Annotated in this window: 20 protein-coding genes and 1 pseudogene; 6 read left to right on the top strand and 15 right to left on the bottom strand. The window is 56.8% G+C overall.

The window, feature by feature from the left end; translation table 11 throughout:
• Nucleotides 1-10: 10 nt before the first annotated feature.
• A complete protein-coding gene (locus BH712_RS11785; RefSeq protein ID WP_071850048.1) occupies nucleotides 11-1,408 on the bottom strand; it encodes a PTS fructose transporter subunit IIC in 1,398 nt (465 codons plus the stop codon).
• A gap of 179 nt (nucleotides 1,409-1,587) precedes the next feature.
• On the opposite strand from BH712_RS11785, the gene BH712_RS11780 reads away from it, so the two are divergent.
• Nucleotides 1,588-2,247: a MurR/RpiR family transcriptional regulator gene (locus BH712_RS11780; protein WP_006810326.1), complete on the top strand. Its 660-nt coding sequence runs from the start codon at nucleotides 1,588-1,590 to the stop codon at nucleotides 2,245-2,247.
• Nucleotides 2,248-2,255: 8 nt separating this feature from the next.
• Here the strand turns inward: BH712_RS11780 and BH712_RS11775 are convergent, their stop codons facing one another.
• The 3 genes from BH712_RS11775 to treB form a co-directional block, all read right to left on the bottom strand.
• Nucleotides 2,256-3,002 carry an oligogalacturonate-specific porin KdgM family protein gene (locus BH712_RS11775; protein ID WP_006810325.1) on the bottom strand — a complete coding sequence of 249 codons (747 nt, stop codon included), beginning with the start codon at nucleotides 3,000-3,002 and terminating at the stop codon, nucleotides 2,256-2,258.
• Nucleotides 3,003-3,137: 135 nt separating this feature from the next.
• A complete protein-coding gene (gene treC / locus BH712_RS11770) occupies nucleotides 3,138-4,793 on the bottom strand; it encodes an alpha,alpha-phosphotrehalase (RefSeq protein WP_006810324.1) in 1,656 nt (551 codons plus the stop codon).
• Between the two features lie 51 nt (nucleotides 4,794-4,844).
• Entirely contained in the window at nucleotides 4,845-6,263 is a 1,419-nt protein-coding gene (gene treB / locus BH712_RS11765) for a PTS trehalose transporter subunit IIBC (RefSeq protein WP_032673798.1), read from the bottom strand.
• Nucleotides 6,264-6,646: 383 nt separating this feature from the next.
• On the opposite strand from treB, the gene BH712_RS11760 reads away from it, so the two are divergent.
• A complete protein-coding gene (locus BH712_RS11760) occupies nucleotides 6,647-7,339 on the top strand; it encodes a hypothetical protein (protein WP_006810322.1) in 693 nt (230 codons plus the stop codon).
• 228 nt (nucleotides 7,340-7,567) lie between these two features.
• Nucleotides 7,568-8,047 (top strand): Hcp family type VI secretion system effector, encoded by a 480-nt coding sequence (locus BH712_RS11750; RefSeq protein ID WP_006810320.1) that lies wholly within the window; start codon nucleotides 7,568-7,570, stop codon nucleotides 8,045-8,047.
• Between the two features lie 80 nt (nucleotides 8,048-8,127).
• On the opposite strand, the gene treR is transcribed toward BH712_RS11750, so the two are convergent.
• Complete coding sequence (treR, locus tag BH712_RS11745; protein WP_006810319.1) at nucleotides 8,128-9,075, bottom strand: trehalose operon repressor TreR; 948 nt, start codon at nucleotides 9,073-9,075, stop codon at nucleotides 8,128-8,130.
• 386 nt (nucleotides 9,076-9,461) lie between these two features.
• On the opposite strand from treR, the gene mgtA reads away from it, so the two are divergent.
• Nucleotides 9,462-12,170 (top strand): magnesium-translocating P-type ATPase, encoded by a 2,709-nt coding sequence (gene mgtA, locus BH712_RS11735; RefSeq protein ID WP_032673682.1) that lies wholly within the window; start codon nucleotides 9,462-9,464, stop codon nucleotides 12,168-12,170.
• A 210-nt stretch (nucleotides 12,171-12,380) separates the two neighbouring features.
• Complete coding sequence (locus BH712_RS11730) at nucleotides 12,381-14,765, top strand: beta-N-acetylhexosaminidase (RefSeq protein ID WP_006810317.1); 2,385 nt, start codon at nucleotides 12,381-12,383, stop codon at nucleotides 14,763-14,765.
• Nucleotides 14,766-14,860: 95 nt separating this feature from the next.
• On the opposite strand, the gene gbpA is transcribed toward BH712_RS11730, so the two are convergent.
• The 5 genes from gbpA to BH712_RS11705 all read right to left on the bottom strand — a co-directional run bounded on the left by gbpA (nucleotide 14,861) and on the right by BH712_RS11705 (nucleotide 18,452).
• Nucleotides 14,861-16,309, bottom strand: a complete 1,449-nt coding sequence (gbpA, locus tag BH712_RS11725; RefSeq protein ID WP_006810316.1) for an N-acetylglucosamine-binding protein GbpA — start codon at nucleotides 16,307-16,309, stop codon at nucleotides 14,861-14,863.
• A 136-nt stretch (nucleotides 16,310-16,445) separates the two neighbouring features.
• Nucleotides 16,446-16,832, bottom strand: coding sequence for a 2-iminobutanoate/2-iminopropanoate deaminase (gene ridA / locus BH712_RS11720; protein WP_006810315.1), 387 nt, complete (start codon nucleotides 16,830-16,832; stop codon nucleotides 16,446-16,448).
• 74 nt (nucleotides 16,833-16,906) lie between these two features.
• Nucleotides 16,907-17,368: an aspartate carbamoyltransferase regulatory subunit gene (gene pyrI / locus BH712_RS11715; protein ID WP_003863370.1), complete on the bottom strand. Its 462-nt coding sequence runs from the start codon at nucleotides 17,366-17,368 to the stop codon at nucleotides 16,907-16,909.
• A 12-nt stretch (nucleotides 17,369-17,380) separates the two neighbouring features.
• A complete protein-coding gene (pyrB, locus tag BH712_RS11710; RefSeq protein WP_003863368.1) occupies nucleotides 17,381-18,313 on the bottom strand; it encodes an aspartate carbamoyltransferase in 933 nt (310 codons plus the stop codon).
• Between the two features lie 34 nt (nucleotides 18,314-18,347).
• Nucleotides 18,348-18,452 carry a pyrBI operon leader peptide gene (locus BH712_RS11705; protein WP_022646880.1) on the bottom strand — a complete coding sequence of 35 codons (105 nt, stop codon included), beginning with the start codon at nucleotides 18,450-18,452 and terminating at the stop codon, nucleotides 18,348-18,350.
• On the opposite strand from BH712_RS11705, the pseudogene BH712_RS24635 reads away from it, so the two are divergent.
• Nucleotides 18,432-18,549, top strand: a pseudogene (locus tag BH712_RS24635) (hypothetical protein). The gene BH712_RS11705 and the pseudogene BH712_RS24635 sit on opposite strands and share 21 nt — an antisense overlap.
• A 3-nt stretch (nucleotides 18,550-18,552) precedes the next feature.
• Here BH712_RS24635 and BH712_RS11700 read toward each other — a convergent pair.
• The 5 genes from BH712_RS11700 to arcA all read right to left on the bottom strand — a co-directional run bounded on the left by BH712_RS11700 (nucleotide 18,553) and on the right by arcA (nucleotide 23,849).
• Nucleotides 18,553-19,032, bottom strand: a complete 480-nt coding sequence (locus BH712_RS11700; RefSeq protein WP_003863366.1) for an arginine repressor — start codon at nucleotides 19,030-19,032, stop codon at nucleotides 18,553-18,555.
• A gap of 80 nt (nucleotides 19,033-19,112) precedes the next feature.
• The gene (locus tag BH712_RS11695; protein ID WP_006810312.1) at nucleotides 19,113-20,516 is read right to left on the bottom strand and encodes a YfcC family protein; all 1,404 of its coding nucleotides are present in this window, start codon (nucleotides 20,514-20,516) and stop codon (nucleotides 19,113-19,115) included.
• 47 nt (nucleotides 20,517-20,563) lie between these two features.
• The gene (gene argF / locus BH712_RS11690; RefSeq protein ID WP_032673681.1) at nucleotides 20,564-21,568 is read right to left on the bottom strand and encodes an ornithine carbamoyltransferase; all 1,005 of its coding nucleotides are present in this window, start codon (nucleotides 21,566-21,568) and stop codon (nucleotides 20,564-20,566) included.
• A gap of 139 nt (nucleotides 21,569-21,707) precedes the next feature.
• Entirely contained in the window at nucleotides 21,708-22,619 is a 912-nt protein-coding gene (gene arcC, locus BH712_RS11685; protein ID WP_006810310.1) for a carbamate kinase, read from the bottom strand.
• A 9-nt stretch (nucleotides 22,620-22,628) separates the two neighbouring features.
• The gene (gene arcA / locus BH712_RS11680) at nucleotides 22,629-23,849 is read right to left on the bottom strand and encodes an arginine deiminase (protein ID WP_006810309.1); all 1,221 of its coding nucleotides are present in this window, start codon (nucleotides 23,847-23,849) and stop codon (nucleotides 22,629-22,631) included.
• Nucleotides 23,850-23,910 lie beyond the last annotated feature (61 nt).

Raw genomic sequence — 23,910 nt, 5'->3', positions numbered from 1 at the left:
GACACTCCCCTTATCTGGCGTTCTTTGGGCTGACGTAAAGCACGCCCAGGGCGCAAATCAGGGCGCCAATAAAGACGCTCGCCAGGTAGCCCGCCACATTGGTTGCCAGCGGCCAGCCCCAGATCGCTGGCAAAGGCAGCGTCTGTTTCACGCCAAGGGCAATGGCGACCAGTGCGCCAGCGACGGCACCGGTCATGAACACCGGGATCAGGCGTGGGTTTTTCAGAATGAACGGGATAGCGCCTTCGGAGATGCCAATCACGCCCAGCAACAACGAGGTGCTACCAACGGTTCTCTCTTCCTGGCTAAAGACATCCGGCAATCCAAAGCGGCCATTGAGAAACGCGGCAAAGCCGACGCCAATGGAGGGGATCACGATGGAGAGTTCGCGGGCGGTTAAATCAAACGTCTCGCTGATACCATTCAGGCCGAGCGCGACCGAGCCTGCCGCCTTGTTGACCGGGCCGCCCAGGTCGAACGCGGTGCCCGCGGCGATCATCGCGGAATAGAACCCGCGCCCGGTGTCACCTGCCGAGGTAAAAAAGACCACCATCAGCTGGTTAAGCGAGCCAAAAATGGGGTTAATCAGGTATTCCATGACCATCACCAGCGTAATGCCGGTGATCAGCGGGACGATCAGCATGGTTTTGATGGTGGTGAGCTGCTGACGGACGTGAATCGAATCATTGAGCCAGCGCACCAGATAGCCCACAAAAAAGCCAATGCCGATCGCGCCGAAAAAGCCGGACGGCATAAAGCCTTCGATATCAAAGAAGCGCTTGTAGACTTCATCGGACATCATGCCGCCGATAAGCCCGGGGATCAGCGCCGGTTTACCGGCAATGGAAAACGCCAGATACATGGCGAAGACCGGATACATAAACTTGATGGTCATAAAGCCCACTTTATCCAGCACGCTGAACGGCGAATGTTCGATGTTAATAAACTGCCCGGTAATTTTGGCCGTCGCCATCATCAGCCCGCCCATCACCACCACCGGCAGCATATAGCTGATGGCCGCCATAATATGGCCAATAAAAATCTGGTAAGCCGAACGCGGGAGATCGTCTTCGTGGGCGACAGAGGTGACGTTTTTTTCCATGGCCAGCGCCTGACGCAGATAGCGATCGGTATGTTTGATCAGCTCTTGCGTGCGGGTTTGAAGGTGGGGAATGTTTTCAAAACGCTCGGCATCCTGAATGGGCACGTCGGTTGCCAGAATAATGGCCGTGGCGGAGGCGATATCCTGTTTCGTTAAGCGGTTTTTGACGCCATCGCTGCCCTGGGTTTCGACCTTTACCTCGATATTGTGCGCTTTAGCCCATGCAATAATTTTATTTGCCGCCATAAAGGTGTGTGCGATACCTGTCGGGCAGGCCGTTACGGCGACAACTTTTTGTCTCGTCATTGTCATAATTCCCTGAATGTGAAAACAGGGGGAGTATAAAGAGAACCTAAAACAGTTTTTAATGTTTGCTAATACTAATTACGTATCGTGATACGCCAACATGCAATGTGTGAAGCGCCTTCCAGAGACTATTTCCCTGTTGTGTTAATATCGTGTCGGGATTAAACGGGGCGTAATAGATGAATTCATTCCAGGGAAGTGAACGTTTGATATTTGAATACATTCAGCATCACGCGCGTAATATTTCTAATATATCGGCAAAAGAGATTGCCCGTGATACCTTTACCACGACAACATCCGTTAATCGTGTGTGTAAAAAAATGGGCTATAAAAGCTATACCGAGCTTCGGTATCGTTTTTTACGCGATCATTTTACACCTGCACCTGCCGCCCCCGACGCGGGGCCACAGGCGGATGATATTGTGACAGACGTGGCCAGGTTGCTTACGCATTCCAGCCATATCTATCTGTACGCACGGGGAGCCTCGCTCACCAGCCTCAACTACCTGTCGCGCTTTTTATCGCTGGCGAGCCTGCCGCACCTTATTTTGAATGACATGCACCAGCTCACGCGGGTATCGAAGGGGACGCTGGTGTTGATCAGTAAATCCGGGGAGACGCAGTCGCTGATTGAAATGGCGCGTAACGCGCTGCGCAAAGGGTTGAAGATTATTGCGATCACCCGGCAGGGGTCGACACTGGCGTCGATCTCAACGCTTTGCTGGCCGTTACCGATCGACATGAACGCGGTGTCGCTGTATCAGCGGGAAGGGCAGCTTGAACTGTTAAGCGCTGTGGACCGTATCGGCTGTAGGCTGCTACAGCACGATACGGTGTAGTCAGGCCGTCAGAGCTGCTTCACGATCCCCAGACGTACGGCATAATCATTTTCATGGTTGCCGTCATCGTTGATATAGGTTTTATCCAGCGAAACCAGTTCGACGTAAGGCGTCCAGCCATCGTCGAGCTTGTAGTTGAACGCGACGGTATGCTCCCAGTAGGTGTCATCCCCGGTTCCCTGATCGACATTATCCTGCCAGCGGAAGCGCGGGTTGTAGGACATGCCGAATTTGCCAATGTTATACGCAAACCAAATGTCGAACTGGTGTGACTGGCGACGGGTGTAGCCGCTGCCGTCGAGTTCTTTGTCGCTGTGCGCGTCATTGACGGTGTTATAGCGGTAACGGGCGGAGAGGTTCAGACCGTTATCGAACGCTTTCCAGCCCTGAATGAAGGGGCGGTAATGGGTATTGCTGGTGGTGAACACCGTCACCATCCCTGGCGCAACGGCGAAACCATTTCCCAGATCGAAGCGCCAGCGCGTTTCGATCTCCTGTGCCGCTTCTGTTAACCCTTTATCGTCTGGATTATAGCGGTCGGTATCCCCAAAAAAGGTGTCGTTGTGGTTTTGTGCGGCTTCAACGGAGAAGTAAAAACCGTTATTCGCCTGATGCATGACCTTAATACGAGAATCATTTACGTCTGAGCGCGTATTATGACCAAAACGAAGGTCGACGGACGTATTTCCGCACCATCCCTGTGTGCTTAATAATAATGCGCTGATACACGTTGCGTTAATAATTGTCTTTTTCATAATATCCTGCCGAGGTTATTTAATTGGCAGGCTATTTTTATTTTGGGTGCGGCATATTGTAAAAGTTATCGTCGTACATTTAGCGTATCGCTAAACATAAAAAAAAGAGATACAGCATGCTGTATCTCCTGTTGTTTATTCCTGCACCCACCAGATGGCTTCAAACGGGTGCAGTAGCAGCGTATCGGGGCGGGAAGGAACGTCCTCATAGTTGCTGAGTGCCACCCGCCATGCCCCCTCTACAGGGTCCGGCTGCCACTGCTGGCGCTCGCGGCTCAGGTTCGCCGCCACCATCAGCGTTTGCCCCTGCCACTGGCGGCGGTAGCACCACAGGGAAGGGTGCTCCGGGAGCAAATCTTCATAGTCGCCCCACGTCAGCACCGACAGGGTTTTACGCAGGCGAATCAGCGACTGATAGGTGTAAAACACCGAGTCCGGGTCGTCCAGCGCCGCGCGGGCGTTCACGGTTTCGTAGTTATCGCAGACGCCAATCCACGGCTCGCCCTCGGTAAAGCCCGCATTGTGCGATGCGTCCCACTGCATCGGCGTGCGGCCGTTGTCGCGGGATTTACTTGCCAGAATCGCCAGTAACTCATCCGTATCGCGACCGTTAGCCCGCAGTTCGGCGAACATGTTCAGGCTTTCCACGTCGCGATAGTCGGTGATGCGGCTGAAATGCGGGTTGGTCATACCCAGCTCTTCACCCTGATAGATATACGGCGTGCCCTGCATCCCGTGCAGCACCATGCCGAGCATTTTCGCCGCCGCCACGCGGTATTCGCCTTCATCGCCAAAGCGCGACACGATGCGTGGCTGGTCGTGATTACACCAGAACAGCGCGTTCCAGGCTTTGTTGTGCATCCCCTGCTGCCAGTAGCTGAAGAGGGTTTTAAGCGCCACGAAGTCCGGCTTCGCCTTCGTCCACTTTTCGCCGCCGGGGTAGTCCACCTTCAGGTGGTGGAAGTTAAAGGTCATCGACAGCTCACGGCCGTCGAGGGCTGCATACTGCTGGCAGTTTTCCAGCGAAGTGGAGGACATCTCGCCCACCGTCATCAGGTTACGCGGGGTAAAAACGTCGCGGCTCATCTCCTGAAGATACTCATGAATGCGCGGCCCGTCAGTGTAGAAGCGGCGACCGTCGCCGATAGTGTCGTCCGGGAAGTGCTGATCTTTAGAGATGAGGTTGATGACGTCCAGACGTAAACCGTCCACGCCGCGATCGGCCCAGAATTCACACACCTTTTTCAGCTCGGCGCGCACCGCCGGGTTTTCCCAGTTGAGATCCGCCTGCTCCGGCGCAAACAGGTGCAGATAATACTGCTCGCTTTCGGCGTGCCAGCGCCAGGCGTTGCCGCCAAACTTGGAGCGCCAGTTATTGGGAAGCGCATCCGGCGTACCGTCACGCCAGATATAGAACTGGCGGTACGGACTTGCTTTATCCAGCGACTCGCGGAACCAGGCATGCTGCGTGGAGGTGTGGTTAAAGACCATATCCAGTACGATGCGGATGCCACGCGCATGCGCTTCGGTAACCAGCTCGTCAAAGTCATCCAGCGTGCCAAAGGACGGGTCGATGGCGGTGTAATTCGCCACGTCGTAACCGTTATCCACCTGCGGGGAGATATAGAACGGCGTCAGCCAGATGGCGTCAATGCCAAGGGTTTTCAGGTAGTCCAGGCGCTGCGTCACTCCGCGCACATCGCCCGTGCCGCTGCCGGTGGTGTCCTGGAAACTCTTTGGGTAAATCTGATAGATGACGCCGTTCTGCCACCAGTGAGGAAGGGTATTCATAGTACGTTCCTGCAAATGCGAAGGGGCGCAACTGCGCCCCGAAAGAGAGAATTAAACAATCTGCAACGTGCCCTGACGGAACTTACGCTGGTAAACCACGGTCGTCAGCGCCATTGGGATGATAATCGCCACCGCCATTGCCAGGGCAAATACCTGCCAGAAAGCGGGCTGAATGGAGAGGATACCCGGCAGGCCGCCGACGCCAATCCCGTTCGCCATCACGCTGTTCAGGCCGCACAGCAGGCCCGCCAGACCGGAGCCGATCATCGCGCAGAGCATCGGGAAGCGGTATTTCAGGTTGATACCGTACATCGCCGGTTCAGTGACGCCGAGGTAAGCGGAGATGGCCGCCGGAACGGAGATCTCACGCTCATTGTGCTTACGGCTGACAATGATGATGCCGGTTACCGCCGAGGCCTGTGCGATGTTAGACAGGGCGATGATAGGCCAGACAGGCGTACCGCCGAGGCTCTGGATCATCTGCATATCGATCGCCAGCGTGGTCTGGTGCACACCGGTGATCACCAGCGGAGCGTACAGGAAGCCAAACAGCGCGGCACCGACTGGCGCGAAGCTGCCGGTCATCAGGTGACGCACCGCGAAGGCCACGCCGTCGCCAATCATGCGGCCAAACGGACCGATAAAGGCGTGTGCCAGGAACACCGCCAGGATCAGCGAGCAGACCGGGACCACCACCAGATAGAGGTAATCCGGCACGATGCGCTTCAGGCGCGTCTCAATAAAGCCCAGCGCCAGACCCGCCAGCAACGCCGGGATCACCTGCGCCTGATAGCCCACTTTGGCGATAGTAAACAGGCCGAAGTTCCACACCTCTGGCGTTTGCTGACCAAGTAAGTAAGCGTTCATTAACTGTGGAGAGACCAGCGTCACGCCGAGCACGATACCGAGGATTGGCGTACCGCCCATTTTGCGCACCGCCGACCAGCAGATCCCCACCGGCAGGTAGAAGAAGATGGCTTCGCCAATCAGCCACAGGAAGTCATAGATGCTTTGCAGCGCCGGGTACATCTGCGCCAGGGTTTTGCCGTCGCTCATCGGCACATCGCCGATGACGTTACGGAAGCCTAAGATTAAGCCCCCGCTGATCAGCGCTGGCAGCAGCGGGAAGAAGATCTCCGCGAAGTGGGAAATGAGCTGCTCATGCCATTTCATATTCTGGCGCGCGGCCTTCTTCGCCTGCTCTTTATCGGCGGAAGAGTGCCCGGTAGTCGCCAGCAGAGCCTGATAGTAATCGCCCACTTCAGTACCAATCACCACCTGGAACTGCCCGGCGTTGGTGAAGCAGCCTTTAACCATTTTCAACTCTTCAATGGCCTTCGGGTTGGCTTTGGCCGGATCGTTCAGCACGAAGCGCAGGCGGGTAATGCAATGGCTGACGGTGGCGATGTTATCGCGTCCGCCGACCAGGACGATCAGCTGATCGATATCTGCTTGTTTGACTTTACTCATCATGAAACCTCATGACCGATTGATAGGGTAATGACCTGAGCGCAAGCCTACTCTTTCAGCGTGACGGCGAAAATGGGAACGTTCCCGAAATCGGGCGAAGATCACAATAATCCGTTTAGCGGGGGCTATCTGGATGCGTTTCTTGATATGTGTTCAAGCGCGTGTATCTCCTTTGAGATGTATGTCTGTCGCTTACGGGCCAGTGAGGGGAGTGATATAAAAATATTCTAAATTCATGAGGTTAATAGTTAATGTTTTTGAAAAAATACCGGGTCAATATCTTAAAAATACGTTTACCAGACCTAAACGTGATCGGGTTGGAACATTCATATCGCGTTCAGGCATAGGCTGCTTTCAAATTGTTAAAAAAGTCTGGGGCGCGTATGTACGGAAACAACGAGATCATCAGTTATCTACAGGCCAATAAAATACTTGCGTTAAAGCTCGACCATGCTATTACAGGTGTAAGTGAGCAAGTTAAAAATCAGGTAGATACGATAAGTAAAGGCGCGACTCGTCTGTTGTATTACACCTCATGTTTCACCGATGAATACAATGATGTTTGCCAGAGACAGAAGACCGAAGATATACGTTTCAGGGATGCCGTTTATAAGGTGCTCAGTGGCGTTGATGTCGCCTGTAACATGCTACAAATCTACTTTGAAGAAATTTTCAAAAACAAAACCTCAGACCAGTTAGAATACATCAAGCAGCGCCTGATGGCCGTAAATGTTCATGTTGCAGCAGTTACTCTCACAGGTGCTGGATTTACATTAGCTGTCGCCTCTTACGTTCGTCTTGGTTTAAACCTCAGTCTCGAACTCAGCGCCATTGCAGGAACATGGGCATCCCGGGGTATTGCCCTTATAGGCTTTTATGGTGTCGTGCAGAAAGCCGCAGACAGTGCTTATCGCCTGCATATTCAATTCCCTGCCTATTATTCTGCACTCTATGCGCAAGGACTGGAAATGCTCTATTTTCTCATTGAGCCGATATTTCATCGGGCGGGCGCGATGAAAGCGCAATGGGCGTCGAATGACCAAATTGCAGACATTATTAGCAGGATGATCCAATAGTTATGTTGAACTACATAAAACGTTTTTTACGTTGGCAAGGGAGAACTTTCTTTTCAGTCTACGGCCCAACCGCGCTAACAATTATATTCGCCCTTATTCAGGCTCATTTCTTTCCAGGAAGCCCAGTCTGGCCAATCGGTGTTTTCTTCATTGCCGTAATGATTATTTTTGGCCTTTATATAAAAGGCTGAACACTCCAATATTGATATCAACTAATAAGGAAGTTACATGTCTACTCCCGCACACTTATGGCTTGAAGATGAGAACGGTTCGCCGGTTGTCGGTAGCTGCATGATACCGCTGCGCCTGGGTTCTATTGAATTAAAATCATTCTCTCACTGTGTGACCATCCCGGTTGACCCCCATTGGGGAAAACTCACTGGTACTCGTGTTCACCGCCCAATCACAATAATTAAGGAATTCGATCAGACAACTCCCCTGCTGTATCGTGCGGTGTGCGAAGGGCGAACAATGAAGAAAGCGACAATCAAAATGTACCGTATTTTGGACTCAGGGATCGAAGCCGAGTATTTTAACATCATTCTTGAAAACGTGAAGTTCACAACGGTAGCGCCATATCTGTCACCCAACGGCACGAGCAGTACTCACCTCGAAACGCTCGAATTGCGCTATGAGGCGATCACATGGAAGTATACGGAAGGCAATATCCTGTATCGTGATTCATGGAACGATCGCTGTTGTGCATAATATCGAAAGAAATAGCGCAGAGACGTTGATACGCTAATTGATCTTCTTCTCCCGGCGCTTATTTTCCTTCCTGACACGTTCTACGACAGGTGGGCAGGAATAACGATCTGACGGGGTTCGGTACGACCGTTGATCTGCTCGATCAGCTGCGCGGCTGCCTGTCGGCCAGACTCGGCATAGCCCGGATCGACGCTGATGATCTCCGGGTGCAAGAACTTCATCAGCGGCGTGCTTCCCACGCTCGCCAGTTGCAGCTCCCCGATGCGCTGCTCCTGTAAATATTTGCTCGCACCTAACGCAAGGGTATCTGTGGCGCACACCAGAGCGGTGGTTTGTGGCGTCAGCACACTGGCGACCTGCTCATATCCCTGTTTCATACCCAGACCGGGCAGCGAGGCCACGGCGGGGAGGTTGTGTTGTTTACAAAACGCCAGGTACGCTTCATGGCGACGCTTGCCGGTCGTGATATCGGCATGCGGTACGCCGAGATAGCTGATATGCCGATGGCCCTGTTCATACAGGCGCTGCATCAGGATCACGATCGCCCCTTCGTCATCGTAACAGACAGAGGCAAACCCGCTGGCGTCGCGCGCCAGCAGCACCAGTGACGGCTGCCAGGGTTTAAGTACGTCCTCTTTCAGGCCGGTAAACCCGAACAGCACCACGCCATCAATGTTGCGGCGCTGAAGCATACCGAGATGCTCCTCCACCATTTGTGCGGAGAACTTGCTCTCCATCATGATCGGATCATAGCCCTGCTCGTAGAACGCGGGCAGCATGGTCTGCACGGCGAGGTTTTCAGAGAGGGAATCCAGACGCGAGACAATAATGGCGACCACTTTATCGCTCTGCCCGCGCATGGCGCGCGCGGAACGGGAAGGGGAAAAACCGTGCTGATGCATCACCGCCTCGACGCGCTCGCGTGTGCGCTCGCTGACACCGCTTTCGTTGTTCAGCACGCGTGAGACAGTCGATTTCCCCACGCCGCTTAAACGCGCGATGTCTTTAATCGTTAGGCGGTTCTGCATGCTGTATTCCCTGTAACAACGATAAAATAATCAATTGAGCCTAATGCTATCCTGCGAATTCGCTATGGGCAAAGTCTGGTTTACGTTCGGTTTATTTGCAGGGCGTTATAATACCGCCCGATTAGACACAAGCGGTATGGATAAATCGCTATACTGCGCGCCGACACCCTGTTTTTTACTTACCGGAGGCCATATGGATCCCGATCCCACACCTCTCCTGACCAGGAGCAAACGTTCTTTCCGGTAAGCCAGCCTTTTGCTGTCTCACCGGCGTGAGGCAGCAACGTTCATACGTTCCTGCTTGATAAATAAAGTGCCTGACAGGTACGGCTTTGCCACGCCTGCGGGAAAACTGCGTCCGCCTTTGCGGATGCGGGGGAATGACTATGCTGAAAAATATCACCCGGCAGCTGTTTACGCAGCTGAGCCGTCACCTGCCACGTCGCCTGATTGCGCGCGACCCGCTGCCAAATGCTAAAACGATGGCGGGAGCGGCAATCCCCGCTTCCCTGACCGAGCGTTGCCTGAACGTGGCGGCGATGGATGAAAACGAAGTCTGGCGCGCCTTTGGCGGCCACCCGGAAGGGCTGAACGCGCAAGAAGTGTCAAAAAGCCGCGCAAAATATGGCGACAACCAGATCCCGGCACAAAAACCCTCTCCATGGTGGGTCCACCTGTGGCTCTGCTACCGCAATCCGTTCAACCTGCTGCTGACGATGCTCGGGATCATCTCCTACGCCACGGAAGATCTGTTTGCCGCAGGCGTGATTGCCCTGATGGTGGGGATCTCCACGCTGCTGAACTTCATTCAGGAAGCCCGCTCCACCAAAGCGGCGGATGCGCTGAAAGCGATGGTCAGTAACACCGCCACCGTGTCGCGCGTGATTAACGACCTTGGCGAAAACGCCTGGATTGAGCTGCCCATTGACCAGCTGGTGCCGGGCGATCTGGTGAAGCTGGCGGCGGGGGACATGATCCCGGCGGATTTACGCATCATCCAGGCGCGGGATCTGTTTGTCGCACAGGCCTCGCTCACCGGTGAATCCCTGCCCGTGGAAAAGGTGGCGCGGACCCGCGACCTGCAGCAGATGAACCCACTGGAGTGCGACACCCTGTGCTTTATGGGCACCACGGTGGTGAGCGGCACGGCGCAGGCGATTGTCACCGCCACCGGCGGCAACACCTGGTTTGGACAGCTTGCGGGACGCGTCAGCGAGCAGGAGAGCGAGCCGAATGCGTTCCAGAAAGGCATTGGTCGCGTCAGCATGCTGCTGATCCGCTTTATGATGGTGATGACGCCAATCGTCCTGCTGATCAACGGCTACACCAAAGGCGACTGGTGGGAAGCGGCGTTGTTCGCGCTCTCCGTGGCCGTTGGCCTGACGCCGGAAATGCTGCCGATGATTGTCACCTCCACGCTGGCGCGCGGGGCGGTCAAACTCTCTAAACAAAAGGTGATCGTCAAGCATCTCGACGCCATCCAGAACTTTGGCGCGATGGACATCCTTTGCACCGATAAAACCGGCACCCTGACGCAGGACAAAATCGTGCTGGAGAACCACACCGACATCGCCGGTAAAACCAGCGAGCGCGTGCTCCACAGCGCGTGGCTGAACAGCCATTACCAGACCGGGCTAAAAAAACTGCTCGACGTGGCGGTGCTGGAAGGCGTGGACGAGGAGGCCGCCCGCACGCTCTCCGGCCGCTGGCAGAAGGTGGACGAAATCCCGTTCGACTTCGAACGCCGCCGCATGTCGGTGGTGGTCAGCGAGCAGCCGGACGTGCATCAGCTGATCTGCAAAGGGGCATTGCAGGAGATCCTCAACGTGTCCACGCAGGTGCGCCATAACGGGGAGATCGTGCCGCTGGATGAGACCATGCTGCGGCGCATCAAACGCGTCACCGATAACCTGAACCGTCAGGGACTGCGCGTGGTGGCCGTCGCCAGCAAGTTCCTGCCCGCGCGGGAAGGGGATTATCAGCGTATCGACGAATCCGATTTGATCCTCGAAGGTTACATCGCGTTCCTCGATCCGCCGAAAGAGACCACCGCGCCCGCGCTGAAAGCGCTGAAAGCGAGCGGCATCACCGTCAAAATCCTGACTGGCGACAGCGAGCTGGTGGCCGCCAAAGTGTGCCACGAAGTGGGGCTGGACGCGGGCGACGTGGTGGTGGGGAGCGACATTGAGCACCTCTCCGACGACGAACTGGCGCAGCTTGCCCGGCGCACGACGCTGTTTGCCCGCCTGACGCCGATGCACAAAGAGCGCATCGTCACGCTGCTGCGTCGTGAAGGGCATGTGGTGGGCTTTATGGGCGACGGCATCAACGATGCGCCCGCCCTGCGTGCGGCGGACATTGGCATCTCCGTGGACGGCGCGGTGGATATCGCCCGTGAAGCGGCGGATATCATCCTGCTGGAAAAGAGCCTGATGGTGCTGGAGGAGGGCGTTATTGAAGGGCGTCGCACCTTCGCTAACATGCTCAAATACATCAAAATGACCGCCAGTTCCAACTTCGGTAACGTTTTTAGCGTGCTGGTGGCGAGCGCCTTTCTGCCGTTCCTGCCGATGCTGCCGCTGCATCTGCTGATCCAGAACCTGATGTACGATGTCTCTCAGGTGGCGATCCCGTTTGATAACGTCGACGACGAGCAGATCCAGAAGCCGCAGCGCTGGAACCCCGCCGATCTGGGGCGCTTTATGCTGTTCTTTGGGCCGATCAGCTCCATTTTCGACATTCTGACCTTCTGCCTGATGTGGTTTGTGTTCAACGCTAACACGCCGGAACACCAGACGCTGTTCCAGTCCGGCTGGTTTGTGGTGGGGTTACTGTCCCAGACGCTGATTGTGCACATGATCCGCACCCGCCGCATTCCGTTTATCCAGAGCCGCGCCGCGTGGCCGCTAATAGTGATGACGGGCATTGTGATGGCGCTCGGGATCGCGCTGCCGTTCTCGCCGCTGGCAAGCTACCTGCAACTTCAGGCGCTGCCGCTGAGCTACTTCCCATGGCTGGTGGCGATCCTCGCGGGCTACATGGTGCTGACGCAGATGGTGAAAGGCTTCTATGCGCGCCGGTATGGATGGCAGTAAAAACACACCCTCACCCTAACCCTCTCCCTGGAAGGGAGAGGGGATGATTACACCCTCTCCCCTTTGGGGAGAGGGCCGGGGTGAGGGGCCTAGCTTTCCTCCCAAATTCAACAACCTGTGATCTGCGTCGGCGCATTCGCTTGACGACAATTTGTACGCATGTTAACAGAATGTTTTGCCTGTATTTGGCCCGTCAGATAAGGAACATTCATGTTACGGTACAGTCTCTTAACCGCCGGGCTGATGCTCGGCGCCTCCGCCTTTGCCGCCCCGGCAGGCGACCTTCCCTTAATGCCCTGGCCTGCGAAGGTTGAACGCCCGACAACCCAGGGCGTGCTGGTTATTGACAATCAACTCTCCGTGAGCGTCAGCGGCGACGATCTGGGTGACGCCGTCAACCGCCTGCGCCAGCGCATCGCCCTGCAAACTGGCTGGACGCTCCAGCCGCAGGCCGAAAAACCGGACAAGCCGACCATCCGTATCGCCATTGCCAAAAAGGTGAAGCCGCAGCCGCTGCCGGACAGCGATGAAAGCTACAAGCTCACGGTGGACGCCAACGGCGTAAACATCTCCGCCAACACCCGCTTCGGCGCGCTGCGCGGCATGGAAACCTTGCTCCAGCTGATGCAGAACGGCGCGGAAAACACCTCGCTGCCGTGGGTGACTATTGAGGATTCGCCACGCTTCCCGTGGCGCGGGCTGCTGCTCGATTCGGCGCGTCATTTCATCCCGTTACCCGATATCAAACGTCAAATTGACGGCATGGCCGCGGCGAAGCTCAACGTCCTGCACTGGCACCTGACGGACGATCAGGGCTGGCGCTTTACCTCGAAGCGTTATCCAAAATTAATCCAGCTTGCCAGCGATGGGCTGTTCTACACCCCTGAGCAGATGCGCGAGGTGGTGCGCTACGCTGCCGAGCGCGGCATACGCGTGGTGCCGGAAATTGACATGCCGGGCCACGCCTCGGCGATTGCCGTCGCCTATCCGGAACTGATGAGCGCGCCGGGGCCGTACGCCATGGAGCGCCACTGGGGCGTGCTGAAGCCGGTGCTGGATCCAACCAAAGAGGCAACCTACGCCTTTGCCGACGCGATGGTCAGCGAACTGGCGGCGATCTTCCCCGATCCGTATCTGCATATTGGCGGCGATGAGGTGGACGACAGCCAGTGGAAAGCAAACGCGGCGATCCAGAGATTCATGCGCGACAACAAACTGGCGGACAGCCACGCATTACAGGCGTATTTCAACCGCAAGCTGGAGACGATCCTTGAGAAGCACCACCGGCAGATGGTCGGCTGGGATGAGATCTACCATCCCGACCTGCCGAAAAGCATTCTGATCCAGTCCTGGCAGGGACAGGATGCGCTGGGGCAGGTGGCGCAGAACGGCTATAAGGGCATTCTCTCAACGGGCTTCTACCTCGACCAGCCGCAATCCACCGCCTACCACTACCGCAACGAAATTGTGCCGCAGGGGCTGAACGGCGTGGATGTGATTGCGGATACCGACAGTGCCCAGAGCTGGGCTTTCTCCATGCCGCGTCTGAAAGGCAAGCCGGTGGAAGGCAGCTTTACGCTGGTGAAAGGGGATGCTGGCTGGCGCGGATTCATTGATTTTGCCGGAAAATCCCGCCGCGCGGTGGATAACATTCAGTGGCGTGATGACAATCAGGTGACCTTTACCGTCGACACCTGGATGGGCGAAACGCGCCCGGTCGTCAACGTTGATAACGACACGCTCACCGGCTATTTCCTGGTGGGGAACACGCGCTACCCGATTAGCGGCACGCGTCTGGATGAGGTGCCAAAAGGCATGGCGCCGGTGGTGCCGGACCCGGCGAACGAGGCCAATCTGCTCGGCGGTGAAGCCGCGCTGTGGGCGGAAAACGTGGTCGCGCCGGTGCTGGATATCCGTCTGTGGCCGCGCGCCTTTGCGGTGGCGGAGCGGCTATGGTCCGCGAAGGACGTGAACGACATCGACAACATGTATACCCGGCTTCAGGCGATGGACAGCTGGTCTACGGTGTCGGTTGGGCTACAGCAGCATACCCAGCAGCAGGTACAGTTCACGCGGCTGGCAAATACTGCGGATACCTTACCGCTGCAAATCCTCGCCCAGGCGCTCGAACCGGCGCAATATTACACTCGCCAGCACCTGAAGTTCCAGGCCGGAAACTACCATCAGTTTGAACCGCTTAACCGGCTCGCTGACGCGCTGAACGCCGAAAGCACCACCGTGCGTCAGATGAATAAATGGGCGGACCGTCTGGTGAGCGACGCGGAAGACACGGAAAGCGCCGAGGCGCTGCGCCACATCTTTACCCGCTGGCAGAGTAATACCAGCGACGCGCTGGCGCTAAGCGAAAACAGCTATCAGCTTAAGGCCATCAAACCGGTGATTCAGGAGGTGGATAAGCTGGCCTCGACTGGCCTGAGGCTGACGGATCTGGTGGCGCGTCAGGGCACGCTGGATGATAACGAGATAGCGTCGATCCAGAGCGAGCTGGATAACGCGGCGAAGGTGCAGGACGAGGTGGTGATTGCGGCGGTGTATCCGTTGGAAACGCTGCTGCGCGCGACGCGGAATCAGTAGCCCCTCACCCCAACCCCTCTCCCCAAAGGGGCGAGGGGCTCGATCGGTTCCCTCTCCCCTGTGGGGAGAGGGTTAGGGTGAGGGGAAAAGACTACTCAGTTCTTCAGAACCCACGCCTCTCTCCAGTGTGAGCCAACGCCTGGCTCAAACTGGTTGGCGGTTGGGCTGTACTGTATGCAGTAGCCGCTGAACGGGACAGGCTTACACTGGTAGGTCTTACCGTCTTTCGGCTGTAGCACTACGGTCCCCGCTTTGTAGGACGCGACGTTATCCGGGAAGATAAAGTCATGCGGGCCGCTGCTGTCCGCCGCGTCGCTTTCCAGCATCAGATCCAGCACGTCCTGCGCGAACAGCGTACCGTCTTTGTTGGTGGCAAAGTATTTCAGCATATGGTGGCCCGCCGTCACGTCAGTCAGGGTCATGGTCACGTCCTGGCTGGCGTTGTTCATCTCCTGCTTCAGGTAGCCTTTTTCCGCCCCGTTGTGGTTCATCACGTGCGCTTCAAGGTTCACGTCGCCCGTGGTATTCACGTGGAAGGTAACGGTCGCACTGCCGTTCTCGATTTTGCTGTAGTGCAGGCCAGAAACGGCAATGGTTTCATGCACTTCTGCCTTCTGCTCTTCGTACGAGATCGCAACGGACCGCAGGGCGCTGCCGTCTTTGACGAAGACGCTGTTTGCGCCGTGGACCGGGCTAATTTCGCCCGCTTCATCCTTCACCCCGACACGCACATCGCTGTGCGCGGCGTTGATCTTCTGCGCCAGATCGTATGACCACTGGTTCGCATCCCCCTGGGCAGCAGAGCTAATCGTCATCTCGGTACGCATGGCGGCAACTTCCCCGTTGGCATCGAAGAATCGCGCAATCACTTTATCGCCCGTGTTCAGGTTGTTACCGACAATCTGCCCGCTCAGGGTTTTATTCCACTGGGATATCACCGCCGGGGTGTCGTCCGGCGTGACGTTACCGCCGTTACCGAAGTCCACGTCAATGGCCTGATAAAAACTGTTTGCGGTATCCGCGATTTCCCACACGCCATAAATCACCTGGTAGCCCGTACGCTCGGGCACGTTACAGGTCATGGATTTTGTCATCGCCGGTGCCTGACCATTGCCGTTAATGGTACAGAATGGCGTTAACTCAAACTGGTCGCGGGTCAGCGGCTTATTGGGGTTCCAGTTTTGTTTGGTGATGTAATAGCGCCAGTTGGTGGTTTTATGCGGTGCAGTATGGCGCCAGACGAACGCATGCGGACCTGCCGTCATGGGGCTTTTGGTCCAGGCGTTCAGGCTCTGCTTATCAAGCTGGGAGTAGTTGGCAATACCGGCGCTGGCAAGCTGTCCGTCCGGCGGCATCGCACCCGTTGGAAAGCCGGAGGATTTTTCTACGCTCTGCGGTTCATACTGTACAGAGCCACAGTCAATATTCTGGCCGAGCTTACACATATAAGCGCGGCTGGCGGGGGATTCAATATATCCATGTGCAAGTGCAGAAGACGCCACCGTTAATGTGGCAACGGCCAGCGCAATTTTCGAGAGTTTCATTCGTCGTCCATTAATAAGATATAAAAAGGCAGCGTCAGTCTATTAATGGGGCGGGGGCAACGTCATTTGCTACGGTGAGTAAAAGTGGTCGAAATAAAAAAGGCAGCCTCAGCTGCCTTCTCTTTATTGAAATGAATTAACGACGTACGGCAATCGCTTCAATTTCAATTTTCACGTCTTTTGGCAGACGGGCCACTTCCACGCAGGAGCGCGCCGGGAAAGAGGCGTTGTGCTCGGTGAAGAACGCTTCGTAAGTGGCGTTAACGGTCGCGAAGTCATTCAGATCTTTCACGAACACGGTGGTTTTGACGATATCGCCCACTTTCAGACCGGCAGATTCAACGATCGCCTGCACGTTTTCCAGCGACTGACGCGCCTGTGCCGCTACGTCGGCTGGCACTTCACCGGTTTTTGGGTTCACCGGGATCTGGCCAGAGGTGATGATCATGCTGCCCAGATCAACGCCCTGAACGTAGGGGCCGATAGCCGCTGGTGCATTTTCCGTCGCGAGTACTTTGGTCATGATTTCTCCAGAATAACAGCTGATTAAATGTTCCCGGCCATTATAGGGAGGCCGGGATCCTTTACCAACCTCAATTAGTTGGCCAGCACCACATAATGAGAAAACTCTTTTTCGCAGTATTTGCATTTGAGTGCGATGTCATTGGCGCGCTTTTTCACTGCAAAACTGGAGGAAACCGGCTCAGCATGACTGATGCAGTTGCTGTTCGGGCAGACCAGTACGCTTTCGATGCGATCCGGCAGGCTCGGGCGAGATTTCCCCACCACGTCGTAATCGTCGATGCGGTTAACGGTGGCGTCCGGTGCGTACAGCGACAGCTGGTTAACCTGCTCGTCGGTCAGGAAGGTGTTCTCGATTTTAATCAGGTCCTTGCGGCCCATCTCGCCGGAAGGCAGGTTCAGGCCGATGGTAATACGCTGGTCGGTTTCGGTCAGTTTGAACAGCGTCAGCAGCTTAAAGCCGACCTGTGCAGGGATGTGGTCAATCACGGTGCCACGTTTGATGGCTTCAACCTGGAGTTTGTTATCGTGTGTCATTGTCGTTTCCCCTTACAGTGCCAATTCGCGATTCAGAACCAGTGCCAGTAACGCCTGGCGGGCGAAGATGCCGTTTCCGGCCTGCTGGAAGTACCAGGCGTGCGGCGTTTTATCCACGTCTGTGGTGATCTCATCGATGCGCGGCAGCGGGTGCAGCACCTTCATGTTGTCGCGCGCGCCTTCGAGGTCACTGGCGCGCAACACAAACTGCGCCTTCACGTTGGCGTACTCGGACGGATCCAGACGCTCTTTCTGCACGCGGGTCATGTAGAGAATATCCACGTTGCCCATCACTTCTTCGATGCTGGCGTGCAGGCTCCACGCGATGCCTTTTTCGTCCAGCATGTCGAGAATGTACTGCGGCATCGCCAGCGCATCCGGCGCGATGAAGAAGAAGCGGTTGCCGTTAAATTTCGCCAGCGCCTGGGTCAGGGAGTGGACGGTGCGGCCATACTTCAGGTCCCCGACCATGGCGATGTTCAGGTTCTCAAGCGTGCCCTGCGTTTCCTGAATGGTGAACAGATCCAGCAGGGTCTGGGTCGGATGCTGGTTGGCGCCGTCACCGGCGTTCAGCACCGGAATACCGCCGGAAAACTCGGTCGCCAGGCGCGCCGCGCCCTCCTGCGGGTGACGCATCACAATCGCGTCAACGTAGGTGCTGATCACTGAAATGGTATCCGCCAGAGTCTCGCCTTTTTTACCCAGCGACGTGTTGCTGCTGTCCGAGAAGCCCACCACACTCGCGCCCAGGCGGTGCATGGAGGTTTCAAAGGAGAGGCGGGTGCGGGTCGAGGCTTCGAAGAAGCAGCTCGCAATCACCTTGTGCTTCAGCAGCTCCGGTTGCGGATTGGCCTTCAGTTTTGCCGCGGTTTCCAGAACCAGTTCCAGCTCTTCGCGGCTGAGGTCGTTTATGGAAATGATGTGTTTTTGATAAAGCGGATTCATGTTTATCTCCTGACGCCGGGCAAAAAAAAGCCCCTCAAATGAGGGGCTCTGGGAATAGGTTTAGCAACGGGAAGAAAAACGGCAGGCCAGCGTCTGATTTCAGACGCGGTAAGACGTTATGTCGTACACGCTTGACCATGCTTCCTCCCGGCAAATTGTCGGGCATTATACGCAGCTCGCTTTTGGGATCAAGCGATTTAATGCACGCTTTACTCAATGCAAACGGTTCTTTATGAATATTAATGCGTTCTGAGTAAATAATTAATTTGCTTATGCACCAGTGCGGTGCGCTTCACCACGCGGGGGGCGACCCAGACAATACTGCTTCCGGCCACCACGCCTAAAATTTCCGGTAACTGGTGATAATCCAGAATACGCGCCACCGCGCGGCCATATCCGGCGACGGTGTGGATAAGGATAAATTCGCTGTTGTGCTCCACGCTCACCACCATTTCAGAGACGGTACGCGCCGCGTCGGGGGCCGGGCGCAGCTGGGGATTCAACGAATAAATCTTTAGCCCTTTGGCATTTCGAATTTTTATGACACCAAGCAACTTGAGCAGACGTGAAACGGTGGACTGGCTGATGGTCTCAAAACCCCGCTCCTGCAAATCGCGGCGGATCTCTTCCTGGGAGAGATAGCTCTTTTCCGCGATCAGACGCTGGCAGACCGTTAGCTGTAGTTGCTCTTTGGGAGAGTACTCTTCGTAATCCATCATAGTTCCCATATCAGTTCCCGAAATAACCGGTGGCACTGCACCGATCCGTAGGCCGGATAAGCGCAGCGCCATCCGGCAAATCACAACAAGGCACCCAGGCTTAACGCCACCATAATCACCACCGTTAAAATCCCCAGCAGTGGCGCCACCCATTTCAGATAACGCACGTAGGGCACGCGGGCAATAGCCAGCCCGCCCATCACGACGGCAGAGGTGGGAGTGATCAGGTTAACGATGCCGGACGCCGACTGGTAAGCCGTGACCACCAGGTCGCGGTTGACGTTAGCGAAATCGGCAAGGGGTGCCATGATCGGCATCGTCAGAACGGCCAGGCCGGACGAAGAAGGCACAAGAAACGACAGCACCACTTCCAGCCAGTACATCACGTTGATGAACGCCACCGTCGACAACCCGGTAACCATCCCCTCGGCGCTGTGCAAAATGGTGTGGGTAATCATGCCCTTATCCATGATCACTACGATACCGCGCGCGATGCCGATAATCAGCGCGACGCCCAGCAAATCTCGCGCGCCGTTGATAAAGGTTGAGGTCAGCTCCTCTTCGCTCATGCGGGCGATCAGGCCGACGATAATGGCGCTGGCGAGGAACACCGCCGAGATCTCCGCCATCCACCAGCCCAGTACCGCCACGCCGTAAATCATCACCGCGAAGGCGAGGGCGAAGATCACCAGGATAATTTTGCGCACCGGAGTGAACTCCAGCGACTGCTCGCCCTTGTTGCCGAGGAAGTGGGCGAGGTTCTCCTCCTGCTTATCCGCCACGATCGACAGCGACGGATCCTGGCGCACCCTGCGGGCATAGCGCATCACCCACGCCACGCAGATGACCCAGCCAATCACCAGCAGCGCCAGGCGCAGGGCGATGCCGTTAGTGAAGGGGATCCCGGCGGCGTTGGCGGCGATCACCGTGGCGAACGGGTTGATGGTGGATCCGAGGGTGCCGATCCCCGCGCCGAGCAGCACGGTGGAGGCTGCAACCACCGGATCGAACCGCGCCGCCAGCATTACCGGCACCAGTAAGGTATAGAAGGGCAGCGACTCTTCGGCCATGCCGTAAATCGTGCCGCCTGCGGCAAACAGCGCCATCAGGATCGGGATCATCCACTCCTCGCGTCCGCGCAGGCGGGTGGTGACGCGCTCGATCCCGGCGTCAATCGCTCCGGTTTTGGTGACGATCCCGAGAAATCCCCCGATGATCAGAATAAACAGCGCCACGTCGATCGCCCCGGCCTGGCCGGATTCCGGATCGTACAGCCCGGCAATCGGCGCCATCAGCACCGCAACCAGCCCCTGCGGATGTGATGCCACTGCCGCATAGGTCCCGGCGACCGGCACCTCTTTGCCGAGCGCCTCGTTCATCGCCATATGGTATTGACCGGCGGGGACAATCCACGTCAGCACGGCAACCACGGCAATCAGAAAAAAGAGAATGGTGTAAGCGGAGGGAAACTTGAACTTGCCCATGATGTGCTCCTTAAACCCGGCGCACCCCGCGGCGCGCCGGGCGGTGATTAGTCGCCGAGTGTCGCCACCATGACCGCTTTGATGGTGTGCATGCGGTTCTCTGCTTCGTCAAAGACGATGGAGTTCGGTGATTCAAAGACCTCTTCCGTCACCTCCAGCCCCTTCAGGCCGTACGCCATCTCGATCTCGCGGCCCACTTTGGTGTGCTCGTTGTGGAACGCGGGCAGGCAGTGCATGAACTTGACGTTCGGGTTGCCGGTGGCCTTCATCACGTCCGCGTTAATCTGATACGGCTTCATCAGGCTGACGCGCTCGGCCCACGCCTCCTTCGGCTCGCCCATGGAGACCCACACGTCGGTGTAGAGGAAATCGGTGCCGTGGACGCCTTCTTCCACATCGTCGGTGAGGGTGATGCGCGCGCCGGTCTCTTTGGCGATGGCGCGGCACTGCTCAACCAGCCCGGCTTCCGGCCAGAAGGATTTCGGCGCAACCAGGCGGATATCCATCCCCATCTTCGCCGCGCCGACCATCAGGGAGTTGCCCATGTTGTTGCGCGCATCGCCCAGGTAGGCAAAGCTCAGCTCCGGCAGGGTTTTGCCCGGCGCGTGCTCCAGCATGGTCATCAGGTCGGCAAGGATTTGGGTCGGGTGGAACTCGTCGGTCAGACCGTTCCACACCGGCACGCCCGCATACTCGCCCAGCTCCTCGACGATGGCCTGGCCGTAGCCGCGGTACTCGATGCCGTCATACATGCGGCCCAGCACGCGGGCGGTGTCCTTCATCGACTCTTTGTGGCCAATCTGTGAGCCGCTTGGGCCGAGATAGGTGACCTGCGCGCCCTGGTCGAACGCGCCCACTTCAAAGGCGCAGCGGGTGCGGGTGGAGGTTTTTTCAAAGATCAGGGCGATGTTTTTCCCGACCAGCGTTTGTTTTTCGCGTCCGGCTTTTTTGGCGGCCTTCAGTTCAATGGCGAGGTCGATCAGGTACTGGATCTCCGCCGGGGTGTAGTCCAGCAGTTTCAGGAAGTTGCGGTTTTTCAGGTTGATGGTCATGGATAAATCCTTTTTTAAAATTATAAAAACCTTTCCCCTCACCCTAACCCTCTCCCCAAAGGGGAGAGGGGACGATTCCACCCTCTCCCCTTTGGGGAGAGGGCCGGGGTGAGAGGTGTGTATGTGTGTGTATGTGTTCTCAGTTACGAATCAACGTGCCTTTCTCGCCCGCCAGGATCTCCGCGCCATCATTCAGCGCGCCGATCCCGGCAATGCCGTTGCAGGCTTCAACAAACTCGCGGCAGGCGGCCACTTTCGGCCCCATCGATCCGGCGTCAAACTGCATGCCCCTGAGCAGTTCCGGCGTCACCTGCGCCAGCGGGCGCTGGGTCGGCTTGCCCCAGTCGAGGTACACCGCGTCGGCATCGGTCAAAATCAGCAGGGCATCGGCTTCGATCTGGCGCGCCAGCAGGGCGGCGGAGAGGTCTTTGTCGATCACCGCCTCAATGCCGCGATAGCCGTTGGCGTTTTCCACTACCGGCACGCCACCGCCGCCGTTGCAGATCACCAGGTGGTCGCGCTGGATCAGCGCCGTGATGGCGTCGCTCTCGACGATGCGCTTCGGCTGCGGCGACGGCACCACGCGGCGGAAATAACTCCCGTCGGCCTTAAACACCCAGCCTTTTTCCGCGGCCAGCGCTTTCGCCTGGGCTTCGCTGTAAACCGGACCGATGTACTTAGTCGGGTTGCTGAAGGCCGGGTCGGCGGCGTCCACTTCCACCTGCGTGAGCAGGACGCTCACCTCGCGCTGCGGCAGGTTGTTTTTCAGCGCCTGCTGGAGCATGTAGCCGATCATTCCCTGACTTTCGGCACCGAGAACGTCCAGCGGATAGGGCGTGACTTTGTCGTAGGCGCTGTTTTGCAACGCCAGCAGCCCGACCTGCGGCCCGTTGCCGTGCACCAGTACCACGCGCCACTGCGCCGTTAACCCGGCGATGGTGCGGGCGGCCTGCTCGATATTCTGGCGCTGGATCTCCGCTTCCAGCGGCTCGCCGCGCTTGAGCAGCGCGTTGCCGCCCAGCGCCACAACCAGAGTGGGTTTTCGTTCCATGATGGCTCCTTAAATTCCGTCGCGTTCCAGCGGGCAGCTCATGCAGCGCGCGCCGCCGCGGCCGCGTCCGAGTTCATCTCCGGGGATCGGCAGCACGGTGATGCCCGCTTTGTCGTACTTCTCGTTGGTCCAGACGTTGCGCTCGTAGCCGATCACCACGCCCGGGCGAATGGTCAGGACGTTGTTGGCGTCGTTCCACTGCTCGCGTTCGGCTTCGAAGGCGTCGCCACCGGTGGTGATCAGGCGCACCTGGTTAATACCAAGGGCTTTCTCGATGGCGTGCAGCAGGTCGGTTTCCTGCGTACGTAGCAGGCCGCCGCGTCCGTCCGGGGTGAGCGTCCAGCACTGGGCGTCCTTGCGCACCACTTCCGGGTAGACGGAGAAGGCATCCACGTCGATGTGGGTCATGACGGTGTCGAGGTGCATACAGGAGCGGTGTTTTGGCAGTTCAACGGCAATCACGCGCTCGGCCTGGCGGTGTTTGAACAGGCTGTTGGCGAGGAACTCCACGCCCTGCGGCGTCGTGCGCTCGGACATGCCGATCAGGACTGCCCCGCGACCAATCACTAATACGTCGCCGCCTTCTAAGGTGGCGTGGTCGTAATTAATATTCTCGTCGCCGAAATACTTAATAAAATCGCCGTCGGCAAATGCCGGATGCCAGCGATATATTGCCCGCAGGTTATTGGTTTCACGCTGACGGGCAGGTTTCGCCATCGGATTAATGGAAACGCCGTTATATATCCAGCAGGAAGTATCGCGGGTAAATAAATGGTTCGGCAGCGGTTTCATAATAAAATCATTCGCCGTGTGGGTATCCACCACCATATTTTTAATGACTGCCGGAATTTCACCGTAGGTTAATCCGCCGCTTAAACGCCGCGCCAGTTCACGGTGCGGCATATCCGCCAGCCAGCCGCGCACGTCGGCGGCAAAGGTCGGGCCAAGGCGATAGTCGGAGATTTGTGTTTCAAGAAGCCAGGCTTTCGCTTCAGCAATATCAAGGGTTTGTGTCAGAAGGTCGGTCAACAGCAGGACTTCCACACCCTGTTCGCGCAGCGTGTTTGCGAAGATGTCATGCTCTTCACCCGCCCGTTCAACCGAGAGCACGTCATCAAATAACAGCTCCTGACAGTTTGAGGGGGTTAACCGTTTCAGACTTAAATTAGGACGGTGCAGCATAACGCTACGCAATTGACCAATTTCAGAACCGACGTAATGCTTTTCCATAATTATTCCTTTAACTTTTTTTCAGAATAAAAAGGGCATGCGCCATGTGATGTGTTTAATT

Source organism: Enterobacter hormaechei ATCC 49162, from assembly GCF_001875655.1.
GTDB lineage: Bacteria > Pseudomonadota > Gammaproteobacteria > Enterobacterales > Enterobacteriaceae > Enterobacter > Enterobacter hormaechei.
Note: the sequence above shows the minus strand (reverse complement) of the source record. Positions and strands in the feature narration are given on the sequence as shown.

Bases quoted from the DNA above. Each gene is read 5' to 3' on its own strand.
- BH712_RS11700 (WP_003863366.1), bottom strand. From the start codon at position 19,032: ATGATGGATTACGAAGAGTACTCTCCCAAAGAGCAACTACAGCTAACG.
- argF (WP_032673681.1), bottom strand. From the start codon at position 21,568: ATGACCATCAACCTGAAAAACCGCAACTTCCTGAAACTGCTGGACTAC.
- treR (WP_006810319.1), bottom strand. From the start codon at position 9,075: ATGCAGAACCGCCTAACGATTAAAGACATCGCGCGTTTAAGCGGCGTG.
- pyrI (WP_003863370.1), bottom strand. From the start codon at position 17,368: ATGACACACGATAACAAACTCCAGGTTGAAGCCATCAAACGTGGCACC.
- BH712_RS11785 (WP_071850048.1), bottom strand. From the start codon at position 1,408: ATGACGAGACAAAAAGTTGTCGCCGTAACGGCCTGCCCGACAGGTATC.
- BH712_RS11775 (WP_006810325.1), bottom strand. From the start codon at position 3,002: ATGAAAAAGACAATTATTAACGCAACGTGTATCAGCGCATTATTATTA.
- ridA (WP_006810315.1), bottom strand. From the start codon at position 16,832: ATGACCAAAGTACTCGCGACGGAAAATGCACCAGCGGCTATCGGCCCC.
- gbpA (WP_006810316.1), bottom strand. From the start codon at position 16,309: ATGAAACTCTCGAAAATTGCGCTGGCCGTTGCCACATTAACGGTGGCG.
- arcC (WP_006810310.1), bottom strand. From the start codon at position 22,619: ATGGAACGAAAACCCACTCTGGTTGTGGCGCTGGGCGGCAACGCGCTG.
- BH712_RS11750 (WP_006810320.1), top strand. From the start codon at position 7,568: ATGTCTACTCCCGCACACTTATGGCTTGAAGATGAGAACGGTTCGCCG.
- pyrB (WP_003863368.1), bottom strand. From the start codon at position 18,313: ATGAATCCGCTTTATCAAAAACACATCATTTCCATAAACGACCTCAGC.
- arcA (WP_006810309.1), bottom strand. From the start codon at position 23,849: ATGGAAAAGCATTACGTCGGTTCTGAAATTGGTCAATTGCGTAGCGTT.
- mgtA (WP_032673682.1), top strand. From the start codon at position 9,462: ATGCTGAAAAATATCACCCGGCAGCTGTTTACGCAGCTGAGCCGTCAC.
- BH712_RS11760 (WP_006810322.1), top strand. From the start codon at position 6,647: ATGTACGGAAACAACGAGATCATCAGTTATCTACAGGCCAATAAAATA.
- BH712_RS11780 (WP_006810326.1), top strand. From the start codon at position 1,588: ATGAATTCATTCCAGGGAAGTGAACGTTTGATATTTGAATACATTCAG.
- BH712_RS11730 (WP_006810317.1), top strand. From the start codon at position 12,381: ATGTTACGGTACAGTCTCTTAACCGCCGGGCTGATGCTCGGCGCCTCC.
- BH712_RS11705 (WP_022646880.1), bottom strand. From the start codon at position 18,452: ATGGTCAAGCGTGTACGACATAACGTCTTACCGCGTCTGAAATCAGAC.
- BH712_RS11695 (WP_006810312.1), bottom strand. From the start codon at position 20,516: ATGGGCAAGTTCAAGTTTCCCTCCGCTTACACCATTCTCTTTTTTCTG.
- treB (WP_032673798.1), bottom strand. From the start codon at position 6,263: ATGAGTAAAGTCAAACAAGCAGATATCGATCAGCTGATCGTCCTGGTC.
- treC (WP_006810324.1), bottom strand. From the start codon at position 4,793: ATGAATACCCTTCCTCACTGGTGGCAGAACGGCGTCATCTATCAGATT.